General features: G+C 33.9%; 27 protein-coding genes and 1 pseudogene. 3 read left to right on the forward strand and 25 right to left on the reverse strand.

The genetic code is table 11. The annotated features are described in order from the left end of the window. Nucleotide 1: 1 nt before the first annotated feature. The 11 genes and pseudogenes from V7014_RS02800 to V7014_RS02845 form a co-directional block, all read right to left on the reverse strand. A complete protein-coding gene (locus tag V7014_RS02800; RefSeq protein WP_335503960.1) occupies nt 2-1396 on the reverse strand; it encodes a phage major capsid protein in 1395 nt (464 codons plus the stop codon). Beyond that, nucleotides 1397-1972, reverse strand: a complete 576-nt coding sequence (locus V7014_RS02805) for an HK97 family phage prohead protease (RefSeq protein WP_335503962.1) — start codon at nt 1970-1972, stop codon at nt 1397-1399. Continuing rightward, the gene (locus V7014_RS02810; protein WP_335504021.1) at nt 1941-3152 is read right to left on the reverse strand and encodes a phage portal protein; all 1212 of its coding nucleotides are present in this window, start codon (nt 3150-3152) and stop codon (nt 1941-1943) included. Before V7014_RS02810 ends, V7014_RS02805 begins: the two co-directional genes overlap by 32 nt. Nucleotides 3153-3212: 60 nt before the next feature. Next, entirely contained in the window at nt 3213-4931 is a 1719-nt protein-coding gene (locus V7014_RS02815) for a terminase large subunit (protein ID WP_335503964.1), read from the reverse strand. A 3-nt stretch (nt 4932-4934) separates the two neighbouring features. Continuing rightward, nucleotides 4935-5276, reverse strand: coding sequence for a hypothetical protein (locus V7014_RS27155; RefSeq protein ID WP_438824854.1), 342 nt, complete (start codon nt 5274-5276; stop codon nt 4935-4937). Between the two features lie 69 nt (nt 5277-5345). Beyond that, nucleotides 5346-5498 (reverse strand): annotated as a pseudogene (locus V7014_RS27160) (phage terminase small subunit-related protein); the annotation flags it as partial. A gap of 110 nt (nt 5499-5608) precedes the next feature. Beyond that, nucleotides 5609-5992 (reverse strand): HNH endonuclease, encoded by a 384-nt coding sequence (locus V7014_RS02825; RefSeq protein WP_335503968.1) that lies wholly within the window; start codon nt 5990-5992, stop codon nt 5609-5611. Next, on the reverse strand, nt 5989-6321 hold the full coding sequence (locus V7014_RS02830; protein WP_335503970.1) for a hypothetical protein: 333 nt from the start codon (nt 6319-6321) through the stop codon (nt 5989-5991). Before V7014_RS02830 ends, V7014_RS02825 begins: the two co-directional genes overlap by 4 nt. A gap of 2 nt (nt 6322-6323) precedes the next feature. Further along, nucleotides 6324-6476, reverse strand: coding sequence for a hypothetical protein (locus V7014_RS02835; protein WP_335503972.1), 153 nt, complete (start codon nt 6474-6476; stop codon nt 6324-6326). 156 nt (nt 6477-6632) lie between these two features. After that, nucleotides 6633-7028, reverse strand: coding sequence for an ECF-type sigma factor (locus V7014_RS02840; protein WP_335504023.1), 396 nt, complete (start codon nt 7026-7028; stop codon nt 6633-6635). Nucleotides 7029-7457: 429 nt separating this feature from the next. Continuing rightward, on the reverse strand, nt 7458-9320 hold the full coding sequence (locus V7014_RS02845) for a DNA primase family protein (protein WP_335504024.1): 1863 nt from the start codon (nt 9318-9320) through the stop codon (nt 7458-7460). Nucleotides 9321-9420: 100 nt separating this feature from the next. Between V7014_RS02845 and V7014_RS02850 the strand changes: the two genes are divergently transcribed. Beyond that, complete coding sequence (locus V7014_RS02850; protein WP_335503974.1) at nt 9421-10242, forward strand: hypothetical protein; 822 nt, start codon at nt 9421-9423, stop codon at nt 10240-10242. 29 nt (nt 10243-10271) lie between these two features. Here V7014_RS02850 and V7014_RS02855 read toward each other — a convergent pair whose 3' ends face one another. The 14 genes from V7014_RS02855 to V7014_RS02920 form a co-directional block, all read right to left on the reverse strand. Beyond that, nucleotides 10272-11957: a hypothetical protein gene (locus tag V7014_RS02855; RefSeq protein ID WP_335503976.1), complete on the reverse strand. Its 1686-nt coding sequence runs from the start codon at nt 11955-11957 to the stop codon at nt 10272-10274. Between the two features lie 149 nt (nt 11958-12106). Further along, on the reverse strand, nt 12107-12286 hold the full coding sequence (locus tag V7014_RS02860) for a DUF6877 family protein (RefSeq protein ID WP_335503978.1): 180 nt from the start codon (nt 12284-12286) through the stop codon (nt 12107-12109). Nucleotides 12287-12341: 55 nt separating this feature from the next. Further along, nucleotides 12342-12830 carry a DUF669 domain-containing protein gene (locus V7014_RS02865; protein ID WP_335503980.1) on the reverse strand — a complete coding sequence of 163 codons (489 nt, stop codon included), beginning with the start codon at nt 12828-12830 and terminating at the stop codon, nt 12342-12344. Further along, nucleotides 12830-13141: an organic solvent tolerance protein OstA gene (locus tag V7014_RS02870; RefSeq protein ID WP_335503982.1), complete on the reverse strand. Its 312-nt coding sequence runs from the start codon at nt 13139-13141 to the stop codon at nt 12830-12832. Before V7014_RS02870 ends, V7014_RS02865 begins: the two co-directional genes overlap by 1 nt. Beyond that, complete coding sequence (locus V7014_RS02875; RefSeq protein WP_335503984.1) at nt 13141-14970, reverse strand: AAA family ATPase; 1830 nt, start codon at nt 14968-14970, stop codon at nt 13141-13143. The genes V7014_RS02870 and V7014_RS02875 overlap by 1 nt, the downstream gene beginning before the upstream one ends. Continuing rightward, nucleotides 14967-15248, reverse strand: a complete 282-nt coding sequence (locus V7014_RS02880) for a VRR-NUC domain-containing protein (protein WP_335503986.1) — start codon at nt 15246-15248, stop codon at nt 14967-14969. The genes V7014_RS02875 and V7014_RS02880 overlap by 4 nt, the downstream gene beginning before the upstream one ends. Further along, nucleotides 15249-15566: a hypothetical protein gene (locus V7014_RS02885; protein WP_335503988.1), complete on the reverse strand. Its 318-nt coding sequence runs from the start codon at nt 15564-15566 to the stop codon at nt 15249-15251. It abuts the gene before it with no gap. A gap of 35 nt (nt 15567-15601) precedes the next feature. After that, nucleotides 15602-15802 carry a hypothetical protein gene (locus V7014_RS02890; RefSeq protein ID WP_335503990.1) on the reverse strand — a complete coding sequence of 67 codons (201 nt, stop codon included), beginning with the start codon at nt 15800-15802 and terminating at the stop codon, nt 15602-15604. A 44-nt stretch (nt 15803-15846) separates the two neighbouring features. After that, nucleotides 15847-16113 (reverse strand): hypothetical protein, encoded by a 267-nt coding sequence (locus V7014_RS02895; protein ID WP_335503992.1) that lies wholly within the window; start codon nt 16111-16113, stop codon nt 15847-15849. Then, nucleotides 16114-17337, reverse strand: coding sequence for a DEAD/DEAH box helicase (locus V7014_RS02900; protein WP_335504026.1), 1224 nt, complete (start codon nt 17335-17337; stop codon nt 16114-16116). Between the two features lie 69 nt (nt 17338-17406). Continuing rightward, nucleotides 17407-17577, reverse strand: coding sequence for a hypothetical protein (locus V7014_RS02905; RefSeq protein ID WP_335503994.1), 171 nt, complete (start codon nt 17575-17577; stop codon nt 17407-17409). 97 nt (nt 17578-17674) lie between these two features. Beyond that, on the reverse strand, nt 17675-18052 hold the full coding sequence (locus V7014_RS02910; protein WP_335503996.1) for a hypothetical protein: 378 nt from the start codon (nt 18050-18052) through the stop codon (nt 17675-17677). A gap of 26 nt (nt 18053-18078) precedes the next feature. Further along, nucleotides 18079-18327, reverse strand: a complete 249-nt coding sequence (locus V7014_RS02915) for a hypothetical protein (protein ID WP_335503997.1) — start codon at nt 18325-18327, stop codon at nt 18079-18081. A gap of 36 nt (nt 18328-18363) precedes the next feature. Continuing rightward, the gene (locus V7014_RS02920; RefSeq protein ID WP_335504028.1) at nt 18364-18585 is read right to left on the reverse strand and encodes a helix-turn-helix transcriptional regulator; all 222 of its coding nucleotides are present in this window, start codon (nt 18583-18585) and stop codon (nt 18364-18366) included. A 192-nt stretch (nt 18586-18777) separates the two neighbouring features. On the opposite strand from V7014_RS02920, the gene V7014_RS02925 reads away from it, so the two are divergent. Both V7014_RS02925 and V7014_RS02930 read left to right on the forward strand, forming a co-directional pair. Continuing rightward, a complete protein-coding gene (locus V7014_RS02925; protein WP_335503999.1) occupies nt 18778-19440 on the forward strand; it encodes a helix-turn-helix domain-containing protein in 663 nt (220 codons plus the stop codon). Between the two features lie 16 nt (nt 19441-19456). Continuing rightward, nucleotides 19457-20818, forward strand: a complete 1362-nt coding sequence (locus V7014_RS02930) for a recombinase family protein (protein ID WP_335504001.1) — start codon at nt 19457-19459, stop codon at nt 20816-20818. The last annotated feature ends 504 nt before the right edge of the window (nt 20819-21322 follow it).

A 21322-nucleotide genomic window follows, 5' to 3' on the forward strand; every position in this document is an offset into this window, starting at 1 on the left:
ATTAAGCACCAGTTGGCTTAGTAGCTCCAACTTCATAACGGTAAACGGCTGGTTCAAATGGAGAATACACTAATTGACCATCTAACAAATTGTAGATTTGGAAACCAATTTTATTTGTTCCTGCGTATTTCTCAACTAGCTTTTGTAGTTCCATAGCACCGATAACATCCTGAATGTGGAAAGCTTTAAAATCTCCAAAGTAGAAAACTGGTGCAGTTGGATCTGTACCGTCTGCAGCATCTGTAAAATCAAGTTTATGACCAAGTAGTTTATATCCTACACCATCTGTAGCATCTTGATGCAGTAATGGACGACCTTGTTTATCAGTCATATCTTCAAGAACTGTTAACGCTGCACGGTTGATAATCCACATTGATTTTTTCAACACCTCAGTAACAGGTTGTCCTTTCAACTTAACTAGTTGACTATAAAGCAATTGAGACCATCCATCTGTATTTAAATCAACTGGTTTTGATTCAAAGTACGCAACTGACTTCTTAGCCAACGCCCCAGGGTTTTCATTACCAACATCATCACCATTGAACATATAATTAGTTTCCTTACGCACGTAAGCTTTTTTCAATTCTTCAATAACAATCTCTTCAACGTTTACACCAGACATTTTAATAAGTTTTTTAGTAACTGTTGCCAACGCATCAAACTCTGCTGGACTTAACAAAATTTCATCAAATTCAATTGCAGTTTCTGCAATTTCATCACCACTACCACGTTCTTTTTTACGCACATTTGCATCTGCTTTCTTAACAAGAACAGGATATTTCACATCACCTTTTGTTTTGTGACGACTTCCATACTTACGTAACAAGTTTTCTTCTTGTGCATAAGTAATTACTTCAGAAGCAATGACTTCCGGAATTGTTACAGAGCCATTACCAGCTTCAATACCCAAAGAACGTGCTTCAGCTTCTGAAATATTACCAACTACGAAATTGGCAAAGGCAGAACGAATTTCCTTTTCTTTTGTTTTAGTAGACTTATGGCCACGAGTTGAAAGACCTTTTCCAATTGCACTTATAATTGATTTACGTTGCTCTGGATCAATACCCTTTGAACGATTTTCACCTTCTCCATCAGCAGAGCCGGTCCCTTCTTCACCTTCTCCGCCTTCTGGATCTCCGTCACGACCTTCTCCCTCACTAGTTCCAGAACCTTCACCAGTTGCAGCACCTTCTTCACCTTCACCTTCGCCTTCTGGATCATCAGAGTTTGCTAAAGCATCCGCAATATCTTGTAATTGTTTTGTAATTTCATCAATCTCCTCCTGAATAGCTGGTAAATCTGCAGCACGTAATTCCGGATTTTCAACCTGTGTACGTAGCTCAGTAAGTCTTTCTTTATTACGTTTCTGTAATGCTAATAATAATTGTTTATTCATTTACTTTTCCCCCAATAGTTGATTTATTTGTTTAATCACTTTCATACGTTGTTCTACTTCTTTATCGATTTCCTTACTTCTTACCGAAGCTTCAGTATCGTCATAAGCTGGAATACTAACTACAGATACCTCATACAATTCAACCTCATGAATGGTCCTTAATGCTGGTTCAACTGAATAGTCCCAGGTTTCTTCTGTTGCAAAAAAGCCAAATGAACACTGATTTATATCACCGCGTTTCATGCTTTTTACTAAATCACTAGCCACGGTTGTGTCAGGTAATTCAACCTCAAACTTTAATCCTCGTTCATCCTCTTGCAATCGCAAAGTACCACTTTTTGTACGACCTAATACATTGTTCCAATCATGGTTGAACAATGCACGAATATCGCCATTTTCAGAAATAGCCCTACTAAACGCACCTGGTGAAATCGTTTCTGTGAACCAGTCACCGATTGTTGTTGGTGAATTAAAAACTGCAGCATATCCACTGATAACATTAGGTTCACCATTTATTACATCGCGTGTTTGGAGTCCGGTGATGTCAAATGTCCTCGTTTCCTTTTTCTTTGTCATTTTCATCACCACCTTTCAAGCTATCGTCAGTAGCATTCTTCTCACCAATTTTTGATAAGTCGTTCGAAATGTAAATAGCCTGTGATTCAGGTGTATTTTGTGCTGGTAATCCCAGAAATTTGACCGCAACAATATCTGGTGATGTGATACCAGTACGAACTATGTTATAAGCAATATTTGTTTTTACACTGTAAGGTACAAAATCAAGAATATTAATCTTAAATTTAATACGCTTGTCCGAATTTTTACCGAAAAAAAGAAGACTCAAATGGTCTTCAAAATTTTTCATTATTGGTCTAACAGCTTTATTATGCAAATACATCATAGCTTTCTCTAAGTCCGATTTAAGTAAAGCTGTATAAGTGTCTACATTAATATTTAAGTACTTACCTAAGTCCTTTTTATACACATTCAAGTATCCTAAAATTTTCTCATCCTCTATAGGACTTTTCATACTTTCAATCGTATATCCCTTACTTAGTGGTATCATTTTAACTGATCTTGATTCGTCAATGGATTCTAGTTGATCCAATATTGCTTTGATTAACAATGACTGTGAACCATTCTTCGGGTTAATATGAGCGTCCAGTTTAAGCAGATAAGCGAGTAATCCACCTTTGCTATACTTATCAGTCAAAACCTTTTCGGCGCTCATAACGCCCTCTAATGTGCTTTTTCCAAGTTCTAAAATCCCCACACCTTTTAAATGATTACTACCGATATTCTTAATGTGCCTAATCATAAAAGACGGAATTTCAGTTCCATCAATCTTATAATGCGGTATTAATCTATCATCAAGTTCTGTATAAACATTCGATACTAAGTGTAATTCATTACCATCTAATACAGGAAACACTTCGCCATACAGTAAGTAAGAGTTTGTCATCAACTTGATAAATTCAGATTGTGTTAAATAGCTATTAGGATTCTTTAATATTTTCAAAGTTGAAGGATTTTTAATTTCATTACCATCACTATCTTCCACAACTATATTTGCAAGCATTAATTGATTACTAATGTCCTGTAATAGCTCATATACATCGCTGGACTCCAAAATGTTTTCATCATTGGAATACCAACCACCACCATAACGAATTGAACGACCAAGTATATCATCGAAATAACCTCGTTCCTCCGCTTGCCTATACAAAAAATTTGAAAACCGATTTCGCAATCCCAATTTCTCACCGCCTTCCATTAACGAATGTTTTTGGATCCTATAAGTTAATTTTGTTCGTGTTTATCTATAAATATCACTGATTAAATCATCCATGCCATCAATACTTTCATCCATCATATTCAATGTTTCTTTATGTCCGATTAACATGGCCACAAATCCATCTATATGTTCTGGACTTTTTCGTTTAGATGGAGCTTTTAGATTGTTAATGTTCGTTACAATCTTTGCATTTGAAGCACAAAAAATAAGTAGTTGGTTATCTGTCACTACTTTGTCTTGTAATAAAAGAACCTCAAAATCGTCAAATGGTTCATTCATATGGGTTGGATATTGTGGAACCTCAATACAGGTTATACCAAGCATTTCCCACTTTTCAACAAGCTTTTCTGCAAGTGCAGGATCATAATTTATTTGGCGTAAATCAAAGTATTCAAATACCCATTCAACATATTCATTTACCATATCTTCATCAACCGTTTTACCAGGACAAAGAGTAACAAATCCAAGTTTAGCTAATTCCCTATATGGTATATTACGTTGCTGCTCCTTTTCTTCAATACCAAACTCCGGAATGAAATACATTTGCTTTACTTTTAATAGTGAGTCTCCTTCATCATCAAAAGTTGGAATATTAATTGAAACACAAGTCAAATCAGTACGCCTTGATAAATCAACACCAATTACACATGTCAAACCTTCGACATCACCTAAAGAGTTTACCAGCATTTTATCCAATTGATCTTTTTCAAAGTATGTTTCTGCGTAATTAACAAAAACGTTTAGATGCTTTGACAAAAATTCTGCACGATTAAAACTATTATTCTGAGCTTCTAAAAAAGCATTATTAAGAAACTCCATACTAACCGAAACGCCAATATTCGGGTTAACCATTTTCCAAACTTCGCGATCTTCCCAATCATATTTTTTGTTCGGCTCATAGATCATCACAAACCATGAATCATCTTTATCATCTTTTAAGACCTTTTTTCCATATGTGTGAATTTGCGCTCCTAAAGAACCTGGCTGCTTCCCGGCTGTCGAAGTAATAATGTTTAGTGGTTCTTCTTGAGCTACTTGTGCAGAACGCAAGTTATCATATTGCTCGCGATCCATTTGAGCATGAACTTCATCAAAGTAATTAATGTATGGGTTTTTACCTTCATTTCCTGCATTATCTTTGGTCAATACCTTTAAAGTGTTTGCATATTTCAAACCGTCTTCAACAAACGTATACTTCACGGAACGAACGGTATCTTCTTTGCCCTTATAAATCCGAGTACCTGGACGCAAGTCAGGGCTATTTTCAATAGTTAACCCAATTGGAATAGCAGCATTCTGACATTGTTCGAAAGTATTGGCAGATATATAAATATCAGCACCACGAACACCCTCACCATACATTCCATAAATAACAGGTGAACCACCCATTATTGTTTTTCCGTTTTTCTTTGGAACTTGCAAATAAGCCGTACGAATAACACGCACAGCTTTACCATCTTCATTATATTTTTGCCAACCATAAATATTTGCAAAGAAAAATTTCTGCCATGATTCTAAAATTAATGGTTGCCCGGCCCATTTACCTTTTGCATGTTTTAAAAATGTCTCGGTAAAAAAAAGCATATCGTTTGCTTTATCATTATCCCAAAATATATCTTTTCGCTTTTTCCACCGTTTGTAACGCTTTACACCAAGCTTAACGGTATCTGGATAAGATTTCGGGTTATCATCAAACTCTTTTACAAACTCATCAGCATAGTTTACTTCAAAATCAATCATAAACTACCCTCTCATCCTTCTTTGCCTAAATTCAACTAACTTACTATTTTCATTAGTATCTGGCACTTTTTCATTTTCCTTCTCTTCATCACCTTTTTCCAAAAGTACACCATTCTTTTTGATGAGGTCTTTGTTTTTTCCATCTAAACCAAGTTGACCAAGTAATTTAGCTAACTCTTTTCTAAGCTTTTCTGTATCTTCATCGTTCACCTTAAGCAATTGGTATTCTTCATACGCATCCAAATATAGTTCAATCAACAAATCAAGGGCTGGTGAATAGGTTCCAGCTTCGATCAGAGCATCAATTATCCGTTTTCGTGTCTCAATACGAATATCTTTCTTGATAGTTTTCTTATTCGTAGTACTACGTTTCTTTTTTGTAGTACTACAAACTTCATCGTCTAAGTTTTCTAACCATCTATCACGACTTTTCCAATTCGAAATTGTCTTTTCAGGAACGTCCAACATTTCAGCAATGACACGGTTTTGAATATCACCATCATGCTCTTTAAAAATATCAAAAGCTTTATCACGATTTGGGTTTCTTGGTCTCGCCAACCTACTCACCTCCTAGTTTGTAGTATTGAATTTTTCACGAAAAAATTTTTTGAGTCGCGCGTTTTTATGTTGTATCCGGTCTTCCGTAAAAGCAAAAAAACGTGTTTTTGATAGGGGGGCTAAACTTTCCAATTGAATGATTTATAATTGTTATTTTTTTTATTTAAATGATTATATTGTTTGTCACACTCTTGTTCCAAGATGGTATGGCAACTAGGACAAACGGTAACAACATTGTCCTCGACTAGTTTCAAGTCCGGTCTTACTTGGATCGGTATCTTATGATGATGCTGTGCCCATTTACCGAAGACAAACTTTTTACATTCAACACATCGCCCACCGTCACGTTGATAACAGTATGCTTTTAGATCACGCCATGCTTGCGTATTGTAGAACGATTTATACTTTGATTGCTTTGCCTTTCTACTTCTTCGCTTATGGCTCTCACAATAACGACCTTTACTAATTAATGTCTTGCAACCTTGCTCACCGCAATACTTCACTGTGCATCAGTCGTTAATTGTTCAACGATAAATTCCCGAATCGTTTCTTCTTTCTTTAACTTACCTGGTACATCGATGTCATTTTGTTTAGCAAATGAAAGTAACTGTTCAGCATTCATATTATCTAGGTTAATTTCCGCATCGATAACTTTTCCGTTTACTGCAGTTACATCTTTACTGTTTGCTAAATCCATACCCATTATCATACTATTAGGATTTTCAGTAACTTCAAAGTTAGGTTTTTCACCTGCAGGTACAAATAATGATCTCTTTTCATCATTGTCCCAGTACTCAGTTCCTTGTGCTGTTTTACGTGTTTCAATAATCATTCTTATTTCCTCCTAACGGCTCCATTTTTTCTTGTATAAGTATCTCGATTCTTGCCCATTATGTTTTCCCATTCTCTAGTAGTAAGCTTCTCTTTAACCTTAATGGGCTTTAACTTTTTAATAACATCTGGACTAATCAATTCACTTACTTTCATCTTGATCACATCCTTATGGACATAATAAAAAGCACCTCGTATGAGATGCTTTCATCTATATAAAACACATTTATAAAAGTGTCATGTGTATAACGTTTTCTATGCTATTACTATAATCCATTTTTTCAATAGGTGCGATACTATTTAGGAGTGAACCTAAATGATACCCTCTTCATCGATGAATTTTAATAACCTTATTAACTCAGCATGTTTCTTCTTTATATGACTAGCACTATAGTTCACTTGCTCGGCTATTTCATTTAAAGTTAAACCATCTACATATTTTAACTTTAATATTTTGTTATCAAGTCCTTTGAACTTGCTAATCAATATCATTAGATCGTACATATCATTCATCTTATGAGCTAATTCATATTCCATTGCTTCAATACGATCTTCTACTTTTGCACCGTCTGAATCTGCAGTTAATTTAATTACAGATAAATCACCTAATTCCCATCGTTTTAACTCACGTTTTGTTCGTTCAAGATTGTGTTCTAAATATGCAATCTCTTCTTCTAATTTCTGATAATCTTTCAGCCAGTCAAACAAATGATGATTCACCCACCTTTTTTAGAGTAAAATGCGTTACTATCTGTTACCATCTGTTACCGCCTTGAGTCCTTGATACGACTGGGTTTATTACATTTTCAAAGTTAAAAGGTAACGCATTTACCCCCTAAATTTCTTTTATATAATAATTTTTTTATTATTAATAATATATATTTATAAAAAGAAGTTAAAAAATCTGTTACCTGTTACCGATACACGTCAAACCCTTGATATAAATGGGTTTTTATAGGTAGCAGATAAGGTAACAGGTAACGCATTTTACCTTATTTTTTAATAAAAAGGGTCAAAACAGTCACTAAAAACGCTGATTTCGTGACCAAAATTCGGTCACGCATGTTTGACCATCCCTTGATACATCTACGCTCGTTTTTCCTATTTGACCGAATTTTGGTCAAGCGCGAAAAAAAATTACTCATCAATAAAGATTCTTTTGTTCTTTCCATCAACCTTCTGTTGCACTGATGTTAATCCAAACAACTGCTTCACTTGCTTGCTAAAACTAATATTACTAACGGCTTGATACCCATTCTCTGTACAATACACTTTGTACTGCAGATAAACATCACCAACAACACTACGTTCTAATTCCACGTCTTCATTGTTAACAAAGCTAATGATAGGGTTATTATCTTCCTGGTATTTAATTAGCTCATTTTCAACTGCTTTTGATTTAGTGAATTTCTTATTAGTAAGTAATCTCTTTAAACTTTTCAAAGCAAGATTTAGAACATATTGCATCGATTCATTAGATAACAATTTATCAGTAATAAATGGATCATAGTCTTCATCATTTGGTGTGAATTTCGCTTTAAACGGAACAATTTGAAGACGTCTACCAAGACCATCACTAAAATCATTAATACGTGGCATTTCATTAGCACTAAAGATTAATTTTGCATAGTTAGTGAAATCAAATGGATCTTTACCTTTACGTTCAACGTTTAGTGTTTCTCCGGTAGATAGTTTTTTAAAGATCGATGAATCTTTAATATAACCTTTTCCAATATCATCACCGATGTTCGCCAACTTCCCGAATAACTCGGCCGTTTTAAAACGCTGATCTAATTCATTCAAATCTAGTGATGAAGCATTATCCGAACCTATTAACTTGCGTATTATTTTCAAGTAAGAAGATTTACCATTACTACCGTCACCAGTTAAGATAAATGTTGCAGCAAACTCATTTCTCCTAAACAGGATATAGCCCAATATTTCTTCCATAATCGCACGGACCTTATTATCATTAACTGCAATTTTGTTGAACGTTTTATCAGTGACCTCATGATAAGCATCTTTTACGTACGCAATAGGTATTTTATTTCTAGTAATAATCTCCGGTGTAAAATCTTCTAATTGCCAAGTTTCTAGATTAAATACGCCATTTTTCATAACAACATATTGAGTAGGCGAAAAGTTTTTATCTTTTGCTTTTAGCTGCAGGTATGCTAACGTTTCTTGTCGCTGCATCCTTTTTAATGAAGGAATGTGCTTAATCATTGCACCTTCAATGTCTTCTTGCTTATCCGAATATACACCTTCCGTATAAATGTGAAGGATATTAGTAATCTTACATATGTGATGTTCATTAATAAGAAAATCCCCAAATTTCTCATGTTGGAACGAGCCTTTTACAAAAAAAGACTCTTTCATGAATGCATCATCACGTATTATTACATTTAATTCGGATTGTTCAACTGGATCTTCTAAGATGTAATTGTTAATGATAGAGATTGTATCTTTAATATCATTCTTGGCCATACCTTGCGACTGCATTTTTAAGATGTAAGTGAAAAGCTTGTCGTTACGACCATCACCATCTGATAGTTTAGTAAGGTTAGGGTTTTTCTTATGGTACGGATATAGCCATTTTGGAAGTGGCTCATGTTCCGTTGATTTCTTTAACCATTTGCGCGTTTTCCCATCTATTTTAAGTGGATCGGCAGTATTTTTAATTCCTAATTTGTAATCACAAGGTATACCAATATTAGAAAACCATTTTATTTTATTGGCTGTTATATCATAGCCTTTAAAATAAAAGTGCATGCCATTAGTGGTTTCTAATACGGAACATTTAATTTTTTTATCTTCTATAATATCCAGAAGTATCTCTGCTTCATCTACGTCATCGACATCCACCATGATATAGTCATCTTCTAAAATACCAACGAATGAATCTTCTTTTCTTGCTGTGTGATAGGATAATAGTTTAGCTCCATCTTTAAACTTACTGGATGCATGTTTTCCATTTCCTTTGAGGTATCCTTTATAAATGTTAATCACCTACTATTCGCTCTAAAATTTACTATTTTTTTAAAAGATTACCTTTATAATTTGTTATACTAAAAGTAAAAACACTTAGAAGGGATAAATTATGCCAAGCAAATTAGATTCAAATTATCTTTTACTACAACTCGGATTATACGAACCTGTTCCTTTTGATGAAACTAGCTTTCTTGAATTAGAAAAATTTATTAATGAACGCCATAACATACAATTTGATTGTTATTGTATTGAATGTAAAAAGGATTCTACATTTAAATTTTATTTAAATAACCGACAAGTCGTAAAATATTTGGATGATGATCCAGATATAAGGATGAATAGATTCACTTCTTCCCCAAATCCTTTAGATTTCCACTTTAAATGTCAAAGGGATGAATCACATTTATATTCATTCATTTTTCGAATTTTCAACAATGAAATGACAAAGATTGGACAATTCCCTTCTATTGCCTCTTTAGAAATTCACTCTATTGATAAGTATCGAAAAATCTTAAAAAATGACTATCGTGATTTTTCTAAAGCTATTGGACTATATTCCCATGGAATCGGTGCTGGTTCATTTGTCTACTTACGTAGAATTTTTGAAAACCTTATTGAAGAGTGTAGACAAGAAGCACTAAAAGAACCATCATTTGACAATACTGTTTTTCAACAATCTAAGATGGATGAAAAAATTAAGATGTTAGCAAATCAACTACCTCCCATTCTTGTTGAAAATAGACAATTGTATAGTATTTTGAGTAAAGGAATACATGAGTTAACTGAAGAAGAATGTCTATCTCTATTCCCCGATGTCAAACTTGCAATTGAATTAATACTTGATGAAAAAATTTATAAACTTGAACAGAAGAATAAAATTCAATCTGTTAGAAATTTTGTTTCATCCACTGTAGAAAAATTAAAGAAATAGGTTGTTCAACCATCCTTTTGAGGATGGTTTTACCTTTCCCCTATAAAATCATTAATTCTCTTAACTGCTAAATCCCAATACCACCAATAATCTAACTTGAGTGGTATTTTTTTATCACTTACATCTTCATTCACAATAAAACATCGCTCCGGAGTGTATGCTATTTTTTCATCAACACCGTTTTTTACTTTACGTAACTCTTTATCGTTTTCATCTATGCTTGCAAATAAACGAAATACTTTCTCATACAATCTTCTCGTTCCGTATCTTGCATAATCATATTTACTACTAATCTTTACGATCTTTTGGAACTTAATAAGTTCTTTACAACTAAAAATCGTTTCTTCTGGATCGATACCTTTTACAAACCAATTCACAATAGCTTCGTTAACAATCGGTAAATCATTATCTAGACTGTTAAGCTTTTTAACGTATGCACCTTTTGATTTGTATTTCCCATCTGCATCTACCAAAATATAATTGTTAACGTCTTTCTGAATAACCTTTACGAATTCATCAAACTCTAATTCCATTTTTGTACGTTGTTCCCACTCATAACAAATGTCATCGATTAAATCGTAATCATCTTCATGGTATAGCTTAACTAGTACACCATCTGTATTAGATTGGATAATCTGACAATGTGGTTCAAGCTTTTCGATTAAATCTAGTAGCAATGTCATTCCACCTATACAAACATTGTTGGCCATAAGTGGATCATAAAGTCCGTTGTATTTATCTTTCATTGCCCCATATGTCCCATTAATGACAATTTTAAGTGGTGCCTGGCGTTTATCTTTAGCAGCCTTGTATTTCAATCGAGTATCTCGTATTTCACTGAACTTTTCAGGGTTCTTTACGTTCCTACTTAAGTAATCGTACTCAATCATTAATGCTGGATAATAACTGGCCACATCTATATTAATGAAATGGCCAGTACCAAAATAGTTGCTTCTTGCTCCATGCAAGCCACCCCAAGCGAAAATATGTGGTACACCGGCAACATCTATCTCGAATACTTTGTCATAATCTTTGTTTTCCTTGTAGAAATCCAGGACTTCTGTATACTTATTAATCTGCAATGTAGGCGGAAAAGAAAAATCAAACTCATCAAATCTTGGAGTAGAAGGTTGTTTTGCTTCCAGGATCACGGCACTTAATTGCGCTTTTGTTTTAGAAATATTACGTATTGGAAGGTTAAACATTTTAAGTAATTCAATCTGTGATTCAAATTCTGTAATAGTTTCCATGAAAATGTGCATCGTTTCATGAACATCATGTGTACAGTAATCAATTACTTCTTGGATCTCATCATCATTCAATTTACGTACTGTATCAAACGAAACTGATGTTTCACGAATATCATGGCCTTGAAACCCTTCTAATTGTTTTAAAGAACGAAATTTATTTGTCATTACATCAAAGTTGTAAAGTTTTATTTTCCAGAAGTCTTTGTAAAACTTCCAACCTGGTTGATTTTTTACTATAATCCAATTGTTTATTTCTTGTGGTGTAAAACCACATAAAATTGCTTTTAAAATGTATTGGTCATAGTGACGGGAATTGTATCCTATCCAAATATCATTCTTGTGTTCGTTGTAATACTTTATTAAACCTATTTCATCATTAACAAATACTTTTTCTGATTGGTCTACTGTATCTGTAATGACCACTAACCAATCCTGGGCAAATACTTCAAAGTCATAGAAAAGCAATTAATATCACACCTTATTAGCGAACTCTTTATCAAGATAAAAATTACAACCACACGTACATGAAAATTTATATTTAAATTTATCTTTTGAAGCCCAATACTTCTGAGAATAAACAACATATTGACATCTCGGGCAATATGCTTGATAAGTCATTTCACAATATCATCCTTTACAAACCTTCTTGCATATCGTAATTGCTGTTGAATATATGGATCATCTTCTTTTCCTCCAGATGCAATCCAATCACTTATACGCTGGTTAATATCTTGTAAGGCTTCTAAAGGTACATGGTGTGAAATTTTTGCTATTTCTTGCAATGGACTAACCATTTATAATCACCCTTTTCTAATATAAAAGGGAGCCCGAAAGCTCCCCCATATTCACTTATTCAACTTCAAATATTTCAACAATCTCAAACGTGTCAAAGCCATCCTTGTTCTGATCTATTTCTAGAAGATATTCAAATTGACCGTCAATATCCTCATGTATATCAAGCACTAAATCAGCATAATCTTTGAAGCTAGTAAACTTAACATCATCTTTTTCACAATCCCATAAAGCTCGAAGCATTTCATTATTTTGATGAACCTGTAATCCAAATGCTTTATCGTTCTGTGGTTGCATAACTTTGTTATAAAAGATACGATTCTTTTCGTATTCACCAGCAATAACTTTAAACCAAATTGTTAGCATTGGATCGCCTTTTTTTGATTCGGTTAATTCCAATTTTTCAACTTCAACTTCATATCGCCCTGGTGGAAGTGATTCATATCCTCCGCCACCATTTTCTTCTACTTCTTTCACATCTTCAGCTAATGCTTCTAGATCAACTTTTTTATCAAACTTATCCCAATTAAATTGTTTTTCTGCCATTATTCATCATCCTCCTGATTGTTGTTAATTGAAACTACGCCATCCTCTACGGTGTATGGAACACCTTCATGCGGTGGATCTGTATTTTCTTCATCAACTGGTTTTGAAGTTGCCGTTTCCATAATTTCACGTGGTGTGTTGTAACTGAACGCTAAATCAACCAAAAAGTAAGTACCGTACTTATTGTGCTTTTCACTGATTTTGAATGATGTTAAATACACGTCTTCCTTTGCTTCTGTTACAATTTCTTCTGCTTCTTCACGAGTATCAGCATAATGCTGTTCCTTTGTACTAAGTTCTTTTACCGCCATTATTTTTCACCTCTCGTTCTTCTACGACGTTTTGGAGCTTCTTCTTGTTCACCTGCAGATTCCTCTTCACCTGGTGGTGTCTCATCTTCCTGTGCATTTCGTGTACGTCGCTGACGTTTCGGTTTTTCCTCTTCAGCTGGTTTATCTTCAGTTTGTTCCTCTTCAGATTTACGATTACGACGTTGACGTTTTGGCTTTTCTTCTGTGACTGCTTCATCTTCAACTTCATCTTCAACTTCTTTGGTAGTCTGACTTACCTTTGTTTCTTCCTCGACTGAATCCTCATCATCTTTCTTTTTACGTGGTGATCGCTTAGGCTTTTCTTTTGTTTTACTAGCTTTATTTTCTTGTGCTGCAGTTAACTCTTCTAAAAATGCATTCATTTCTAGTGGAATGGTTTCTACTTGGAAATCAAATCGACCACCACCAAATACATTTTGTTTTTTAGCAAGCTGCAGAAATCTTTCATCATCTGAGTTTACAAATGCACGTAAAGTTAAATCGACTGTACCAGTTAAAAAGTTTGCAACCTTATCATTGATGTTCGGTTTAAATGTCGTGCGTTTAGATCCACCTTTAAGAGTAATTTCTTCAACCTTTTCTTTACTGATATAAATTAATTGATAACCTAAAGATTTCAATCGCTTTATAGCGTTATTAAATTCAGTGGTAACTTTTGACCACCCTTTACCGTAGTTACCATCAGACTCATGTTCCCATCCGTTCTTATCAAAAACATACACTCTGCAGTGCTCATAAATATCTTCAACTAGGTCCAGCGCAACTGCTTCAAAATCATTGTCATCAGTTTCTAATTCACTGATTGAATCCAGGAACAAATCCCAAGCTAATTTTCGATTAGTAACACGTCCAGCCTTAGTTACTATATCTTTAATAGAAATTACGGGTGCCGTTGTATTATCTGTGTTACCATCCGTATTCAGGAATAGAACATTTTCCACTTGATCCACAAATGTAGATTTTCCAACATAACTATCTGCGTAAATCCACAAATCCGGCTTAGTATCAATTTTTCTCTCACGACGTTCATTTTTAGGTAGTACCATTTCAATCTCTCCCTTTTCATTTTCGATAACTTCTAAATAACTTGGTCTAAATTTAGGATTGCAACTGAAGCATTTACCACTTGTATTTCGTGGGTAATCTTTGGCTTCTTCAATCTTGTAAATACTGTTTTGAAAATAGATTGTTTCCATTTCATCAAATTCAATCGGAACGAATGTTAATGTTGATTCTTCAACTGTCTGAACTAATCGTTTCCGAAATTGAAATAAATCCTCATCATTTTTTTGACGAATACTTGTCTTCGGAACAAATAAATATGCTAGTCTTTTAACATCAAAACCATCTTGCTGCAGATAGTCCCTGTAGATATGCAATTGGCCACTATCAAGATAATTCTTTATGTTGTTTGAGTATTTGAAATCTATCACCATACATGTTCCATCTGGCGCCTGTACAAGTAAATCTACATATCCGATGTAATTTGGATGGTCAATTTTGTATTCATGGATTAACTCACAATCTCCGAAGTTCTTATCTAAGAACTCTTTCACTTTAGGAATTAAGATTTCTAGTTTCATTGCTTCTTCCACGGTAGCATTGGTCATTACTGGCAAAGCATTATAATATTCATCCAATGCTGTTTTAACATCGTGCTCTATTCCGGTGTGCAGAGCATGTCCAATAATTAATGGACTATCAGCATCGTATTTTGAAAGCTCTGTGAGTTTATCGATGTAACGCAACTTAAAATGATAAGGACAATCATTGAATAGTGACACTCGCGAATAAGAGTACTGTGTCAACCGAACCACCTCGCTTTCCAGGAATCAAAGTCCTTCGGTCTTAAAATATAGGCCTGTCCACCGGAATCATTTATTTTTCGAATGTTATAGAGTTGTAATTTACTAGGTGTACCAACATTCGTTTTCAGCTCTATTCCATGAAAAGTTCCATCGATGCAAGCTAAAATATCCGGAATACCTTCTTTGGTGTATTGACTACCAGCCCAATATTTCACATGCCAAACATCATGTTCTTTCAGAAATTTTATGACCTTTGCTTGAAATTGACTTTCACGCATTTACTTCACCTTGATCGTTACGCTGGCACTTCGATTCGTAACCTTCGGATAATCGCCTAATAATTCACCAAATAACTTCGGCTCGCTGTTTTTAAGTTTTGTAGCATCTAGCGTTGTGGATGTACTTCCTTTTACACGAGTAATTTTTACAAACTCGTTATCGATGGAAGTTACGCCAAACTCGTCCATTGCTGCGCCTAACTCTTCCTTCAACTTCTTTGTTTTTTCCTTTAATAATTGTTCCTGTTGTACATGCTGCGCTACATTTGCCATTAACATCATGTGCTTATTTTCAAATGCTTGTAGTTCATTACTCATTTTGATTTCCTCCATTTTCATAAAATAATTGTTTATTAATCTTCAACCTCTTCATAAATATCAACTTCCATATCTAAATCGGAATTTTCCACTTCCAACTCATCTGCAATTTTTTCTTCAACCTCTGATACTGGTAACTCTTCATCCTTGTAATTGATGTATTCCTCTTCAACTTCACAAGCCACTAATGTTGTTGCTAATGCAACGATTGACAATAACGAAAGCTTCTTTTTCATTCCATTTCCTCCATTTTTATAAAATAAATTGTTTTTATTAACCATTACTCCCAACTAACAGTGAAACCATATCCACCACGAGTATCTGTAACGGTATAGCCTTTACTTTTTAACTGCTTTGAAAACCAACCAAGTATTCGTGGTTCATCGCCTACATAAGCATATTTAAAAGTCGAAAAACCTGATTCAGCTCTCAATTCAATCCCTCTTACTAGGTCTTTAAATTCCTTACTTTCTAGAACATTACTTTCAAATTTTTCTCGTGCTTCTTTTGTTACTTGTTTAATTAAACCAACATCTTGCAGTGTCACTTACATTTCCTCCTTTTCAAATAACGCGTCAGTGTAATCCTTACGCTCTTTCAATACTTCCAACATGCGCCACTCTATCGAACCTACAGTTAATAGATAGAAGTAAAAACACGGTCTATCTTGGCCAATACGGTGAATCCTTTTCTTGCTTTGTTCAAAGAGCTCACTTTTATCAGTAAGAGTAAAATAAACAATCTTATTGGCTTTCTGCAGGTTCAACCCCATTGCTCCAGCCTGGTATTGGATCAGAGTGATACTATTTTCATGATTTTCATAAGCTGATAAATCTTTCAAATCACCGTTCACTGTAGATATTGGTTTATCGATGAGTTCGGTTAAGGCTTCATATTCCTTCTTAAAGTTGTAGAAAATAATAATCCTGTCATTTGTGCTATCAATTAGATCCTTGATATACTGCAGCTTATTTTCGTTATAGGCTCCTGACAGCTGGCGTAAATATAATTTCTTGCTTGCTGCCGTATCTCCAATTAATAACTCTTCACCAATTTCAATAATGTGATGTTTGGCAAATTCGTTATATTGTTTGGTACAAGGTATTTTTACAACTTGCTCATTAATATTTGGTAAATCAAATACTTCTTCAGTTTTCATAAAAATAGAACCGTGTTCTCTTAACTTCGCTTTTAATCGGTCCACATTTTTATAACCAGTAATGACAAACTTTTGATTTCTATCGTCCCATTCCTGGACTACAAACTGTTTCATAAATAATTTTTTTGTAATGTTCCAACCTAATAAATGAAGCTGGCTCCATAACTCTTCATATTTCCCACCTGTCGGTGTTCCAGATAGTAAAATTACATTCTTAGTACTAAGCTTTAGAATGAATTTACTTCTATTAGATGACTCATTTTTAATCATTGAAGATTCGTCCAGCATTAGCGTGAAATCTTTTAATTTGAGAAGTTCAGGTCTACGCCAAACTTTGTCGTAATTAATAATGAGTACACTTTCAGGTGGAATGTCTTTCATATTTTGTTTATCAAATACTATTACTTTGTAGTCATAGTGATCTTCAAAATGCTGTTTCCAATCATCTATCTTTGACTTTTGACAAACTAATAGATTGCATGGTGTATTTAGCTCCCACATTTTTTCAGAACCGACAAACGTCTTACCTAGTCCCATATCTAAATAGTAGGCAACACGGTCATTTTCATAGGTTTCATTCAATGCTCGTTCCTGGTGTGGAAATAATTTAATGAAAATCACCACATTTCATGCTATATTATTTGTGATTAATGTTTTTTGATGGCCACTTTGCCGAGTGGTCTATTTTTTGTCTAACAAATTTACGGCTTTTCCTATCGGATGCTCCTTAAGAACTGTTATTGGTGCTATAATCGTGACGGTTCTCTTAAACAACCAGTATTGTTTTTCAGTCATAGCAACTGGATAAAGAGTACCGTCAATGTTCATCATTAAAACTGGTTCACCTGTCATTGCTTATTCACCCCTTTGTATGTTGGAGTAACAGCAGCAAAGATTCTTTTTTGTTTTTCTGAATCTGTTAGGATTAACCATTCACCAGCAATAATTTTCATTTTGCTACCTCCGTTTGATATGTTTCTTGTAAAAAATTTAAATACTTATCGTAATCTTGAACTCTTAATACAGATAGATGTTTTAACGCACTGTCAATTGTCATCCACCAATTAACTTCGTGTGTGTCATTGAACTCATCTTGACTCATAACAATTGAATCTTTAAAAAGTTGATTGACATCTTTATTGCACCTTTTAATTGTTCGAATTATCATTTCAAGTGTTTCTTTGTCATCCACATCAGCATGGTTATTTAAAACCAACCACTCTAAACCATTTATTCCAAGCGCAAGCTTGTCCTTGATGATCTCATTTTGCAAGTTGAATAATGCATCTGTTTCATTTAAAAACCTCTTTAATGCATTAAGGCCCATGTTTTAACCTCACTTCCTTTCAATTTTTATGAAACTGCTTTAACACTACTTTTAGCAGAGTTACCTTTAAAAGTAAGATATGTTTTTAACTGACCATTTTCGAAACTGATCTTCTTGTTGTAATTCTCTAAATTTGGATTTTCCTTATTAGATGAACCTTTTTCGTACTTCCATATGTCAGAGCTATTTAGAAACTCTGACAATTTAGGAGGTACTTGCAAAACATAACCACTAATTTTTATTCCTACAATTTCAATTTCATCTTTATATTTCAATAATTTTCGTTCTCCTTTCTGAATCTTAAGTAGAATCTACATTCCTTCAACTCTACCTAAAGTAGATTCACCACCAAAAAAAATACTATTGTAATCTACATCTAAGATACTGCAAATTTTTTTCGCTTCACCGATGGTAACATCATTAGGATGAGTTTCCATTTTACGGTATGTTTGAACGTGTACACCAATGTTCTTTGCCAATTCTTTTTGAGTTAAACCTCGAATTAATCTTGCTTGTTTTAAAGTGATAATCATCTGTCTCACCTCGATTCTTTCGTATCACAAATCAATAATATTCTACAAAAAGTAGAATGTCAACGATATTTAGTATAAAATCTTCTGTTTTTTGAAACAATATATCCGAAAGTAGAATTATTTCACTATTATGTTGATAATATTCTACTTTTAGTTTATATTAAGAATATAAATTAATCGGAGGGAACAATTGTGAGCATAGGGAAAAATATAAAGAAATTAAGAGAAAAACATCACTTATCACAGAAAGATTTAGCAGAAATAGCAGGTGTATCGGATAAAGCTGTATCAACTTGGGAGAACGGAATAAAAGAACCAAGAATGGGAGCTATACAAAAAATTGCGGATCATTTTGGAATATTAAAAAGCAATATTATTGAAGAATCAAACGTAATAGAACAACTTAAAAAAACTAACATCAAAGCATCAGATCTAGAAAGCAAATGTAAATCTGTACCTCTTTATGGTCGTATTGCTGCTGGAATCCCTATTGAAATGATTGAAGTAAAAGAATGGATTAATATACCTATAGAAATAGCTGATCGTTATCCTGATGCATTCATGGTGAAAATTGCGGGTGATAGTATGAATAAAGTTATTCCAAATAATGCTCTTGCTTTAATTGATCCATCACAAGAAGTAATTAATAGTGATATTGCAGTTGTTGCAGTTAATGGATATGAAGCTACATTAAAGAGGTTTTTTAAATTTCAAGATGGAATTGCCTTAGAACCAGAAAGTTACAATCCTATCCATAAAACTCAATTTTTCACTCCAGAAGAATTAGAATATACTCCAATCTGCATCAAAGGTAAATTAGTTTGGTATATGGCGCCAATAGATGTGAAATTTTAAAAGGAGATTTTAGACAATGATTAGAGCTGCGTTATATATCCGTGTCAGTACTCAAGATCAAGTAGAAAATTACAGTATAGAGTCACAGCAAGAACGCTTAGAAGCATACTGTAAGGCTAAAAACTGGTTGATTTATGATACTTATATTGATGGTGGATTTTCAGGATCTACAACAGATCGTCCCGACCTACAAAGAATGTTAAGAGATATGAAAGAATTTGATGCAGTAGTAGTTTATAAACTAGACAGATTATCTCGGTCTCAAAAAGATACATTAGAATTAATTGAAGACCACTTTCTGAAAAACAATGTTGATTTTGTATCAATAACAGAAACACTTGATACTACTACACCTTTTGGGAAAGCAATGATAGGCATTCTATCTGTATTCGCACAACTTGAACGTGAAACAATAGCCGAAAGAATGAAAATGGGACTTATTAAAAGAGCTGAAAATGGTTTGAGAAGCATGGGAGGAGATTACGATCCAACGGGATATGCGAGAGTTGAAGGAAAATTAATTGTCAAAGAAGATGAAGCTAAACATATACAGAGAACATATGATTTGTATGAGCAGTATCACTCAATAACTAAAGTTCAAAAGGCTTTAAAAAATGAAGGATTTAATGTATGGAGATTTAGAAGATATAGAGATATTTTAAGAAACCCGTTGTATGTAGGTAAGATTACTTTCTCTGGACAACTTTATGATGGGCAACACACCCCTATAATATCTTCTAAGCAATTTGAAGAGGTGCAGAAGCTTATAGACCGTCATAAAGGACATAACTCCCAGAAAGCTAAGAAAAGCCTTCTAACGGGCTTAATTAGATGTAAATGTTGTGGTGAGCAATATCTATCTTATAGTACTGGAACAGGTCCCTCATCAAAAGAGAAACATAAATACTATTATTACATTTGCAAAGCAAGACGTTTTCCTTACGAATTTGATGAAAAGTGTATGAATAAAATTTGGAATCGAGGGAATTTGGAAGAAATTATTATTAACGAATTAAAATCAATTTCAATAGAAAAATCTAAAAAGAAGAAAAAAGAACAAAACAAAATTGACTACAATAAATTACTAAATTCTATAAACAGTAAAATTGAACGTGTAATAGAGTTGTATGCCGAGGAATCAATTTCTAAAGAAGCACTTGATAAAAAGATAAATAAATACAATGAAGAAAAGCAACACCTTTTAACAGAAATGAATAAGCAAAAAGAATCTGACTTTCATATCACTGATGAGATGCTAAGAGATATGATTATACCGTTTGATACATTAGAGTTTAAAGAGAAACAAGTATTAATGAATAGTTTAATTAAAGAGATTCAAGTAGACAACGATAACATCATAATTAATTGGTGTTTTTAATTTTTATGTATTCATGACGGGCTACGCATACGGCCCAAGTTAGACATTCTATATTTTGCTGGGCAGCTTCAACAACACGACCCGATGCTACGCGCTGTCCGTCTGATAGCTCTCCTTGCCAATTTAAGTGTTGATTCGTTTTTAGAAAAACAACGGATGGTCCCGTCCAAACAACCAGCTTTGAACAAGTTTGAGATTTCCCCATCATAATACAGCTTCGGCAGTACACACACTCTTTCTGACATCGCGCACAAGGATAACTATAGAAGTAAAACGGGTCTTCCATACCACATCGTCTACATATATATTTGTTACCTTCTTGATCAACTGCTGGTATATAACCGATGTATCCGTGTTGATAATGTTCATCTAAATTAAACCGCTTGTCTATTTCATCTTGAAGTAAGGCTTTTCCATAGAGTAATTGTTGGAGAGATGGTGAGAGAGGATATTGTGAATGGATCGACTTGGAATCGATTCGGAATGATACGGATTGAGGAAAAA

The sequence above is a fragment of the Bacillus sp. JJ722 genome (assembly GCF_036963345.1).
Lineage (GTDB): Bacteria > Bacillota > Bacilli > Bacillales > DSM-1321 > Bacillus_AD.

Excerpts from the sequence above, each read along its gene's own strand:
- V7014_RS02800 (WP_335503960.1), bottom strand. The coding sequence starts at position 1,396 with ATGAATAAACAATTATTATTAGCATTACAGAAACGTAATAAAGAAAGA.
- V7014_RS02805 (WP_335503962.1), bottom strand. The coding sequence starts at position 1,972 with ATGACAAAGAAAAAGGAAACGAGGACATTTGACATCACCGGACTCCAA.
- V7014_RS02815 (WP_335503964.1), bottom strand. The coding sequence starts at position 4,931 with ATGATTGATTTTGAAGTAAACTATGCTGATGAGTTTGTAAAAGAGTTT.
- V7014_RS02830 (WP_335503970.1), bottom strand. The coding sequence starts at position 6,321 with ATGATTATTGAAACACGTAAAACAGCACAAGGAACTGAGTACTGGGAC.
- V7014_RS02835 (WP_335503972.1), bottom strand. The coding sequence starts at position 6,476 with ATGAAAGTAAGTGAATTGATTAGTCCAGATGTTATTAAAAAGTTAAAG.
- V7014_RS02850 (WP_335503974.1), top strand. The coding sequence starts at position 9,421 with ATGCCAAGCAAATTAGATTCAAATTATCTTTTACTACAACTCGGATTA.
- V7014_RS02860 (WP_335503978.1), bottom strand. The coding sequence starts at position 12,286 with ATGGTTAGTCCATTGCAAGAAATAGCAAAAATTTCACACCATGTACCT.
- V7014_RS02865 (WP_335503980.1), bottom strand. The coding sequence starts at position 12,830 with ATGGCAGAAAAACAATTTAATTGGGATAAGTTTGATAAAAAAGTTGAT.
- V7014_RS02870 (WP_335503982.1), bottom strand. The coding sequence starts at position 13,141 with ATGGCGGTAAAAGAACTTAGTACAAAGGAACAGCATTATGCTGATACT.
- V7014_RS02880 (WP_335503986.1), bottom strand. The coding sequence starts at position 15,248 with ATGCGTGAAAGTCAATTTCAAGCAAAGGTCATAAAATTTCTGAAAGAA.
- V7014_RS02885 (WP_335503988.1), bottom strand. The coding sequence starts at position 15,566 with ATGAGTAATGAACTACAAGCATTTGAAAATAAGCACATGATGTTAATG.
- V7014_RS02890 (WP_335503990.1), bottom strand. The coding sequence starts at position 15,802 with ATGAAAAAGAAGCTTTCGTTATTGTCAATCGTTGCATTAGCAACAACA.
- V7014_RS02905 (WP_335503994.1), bottom strand. The coding sequence starts at position 17,577 with ATGACAGGTGAACCAGTTTTAATGATGAACATTGACGGTACTCTTTAT.
- V7014_RS02910 (WP_335503996.1), bottom strand. The coding sequence starts at position 18,052 with ATGGGCCTTAATGCATTAAAGAGGTTTTTAAATGAAACAGATGCATTA.
- V7014_RS02920 (WP_335504028.1), bottom strand. The coding sequence starts at position 18,585 with ATGATTATCACTTTAAAACAAGCAAGATTAATTCGAGGTTTAACTCAA.
- V7014_RS02930 (WP_335504001.1), top strand. The coding sequence starts at position 19,457 with ATGATTAGAGCTGCGTTATATATCCGTGTCAGTACTCAAGATCAAGTA.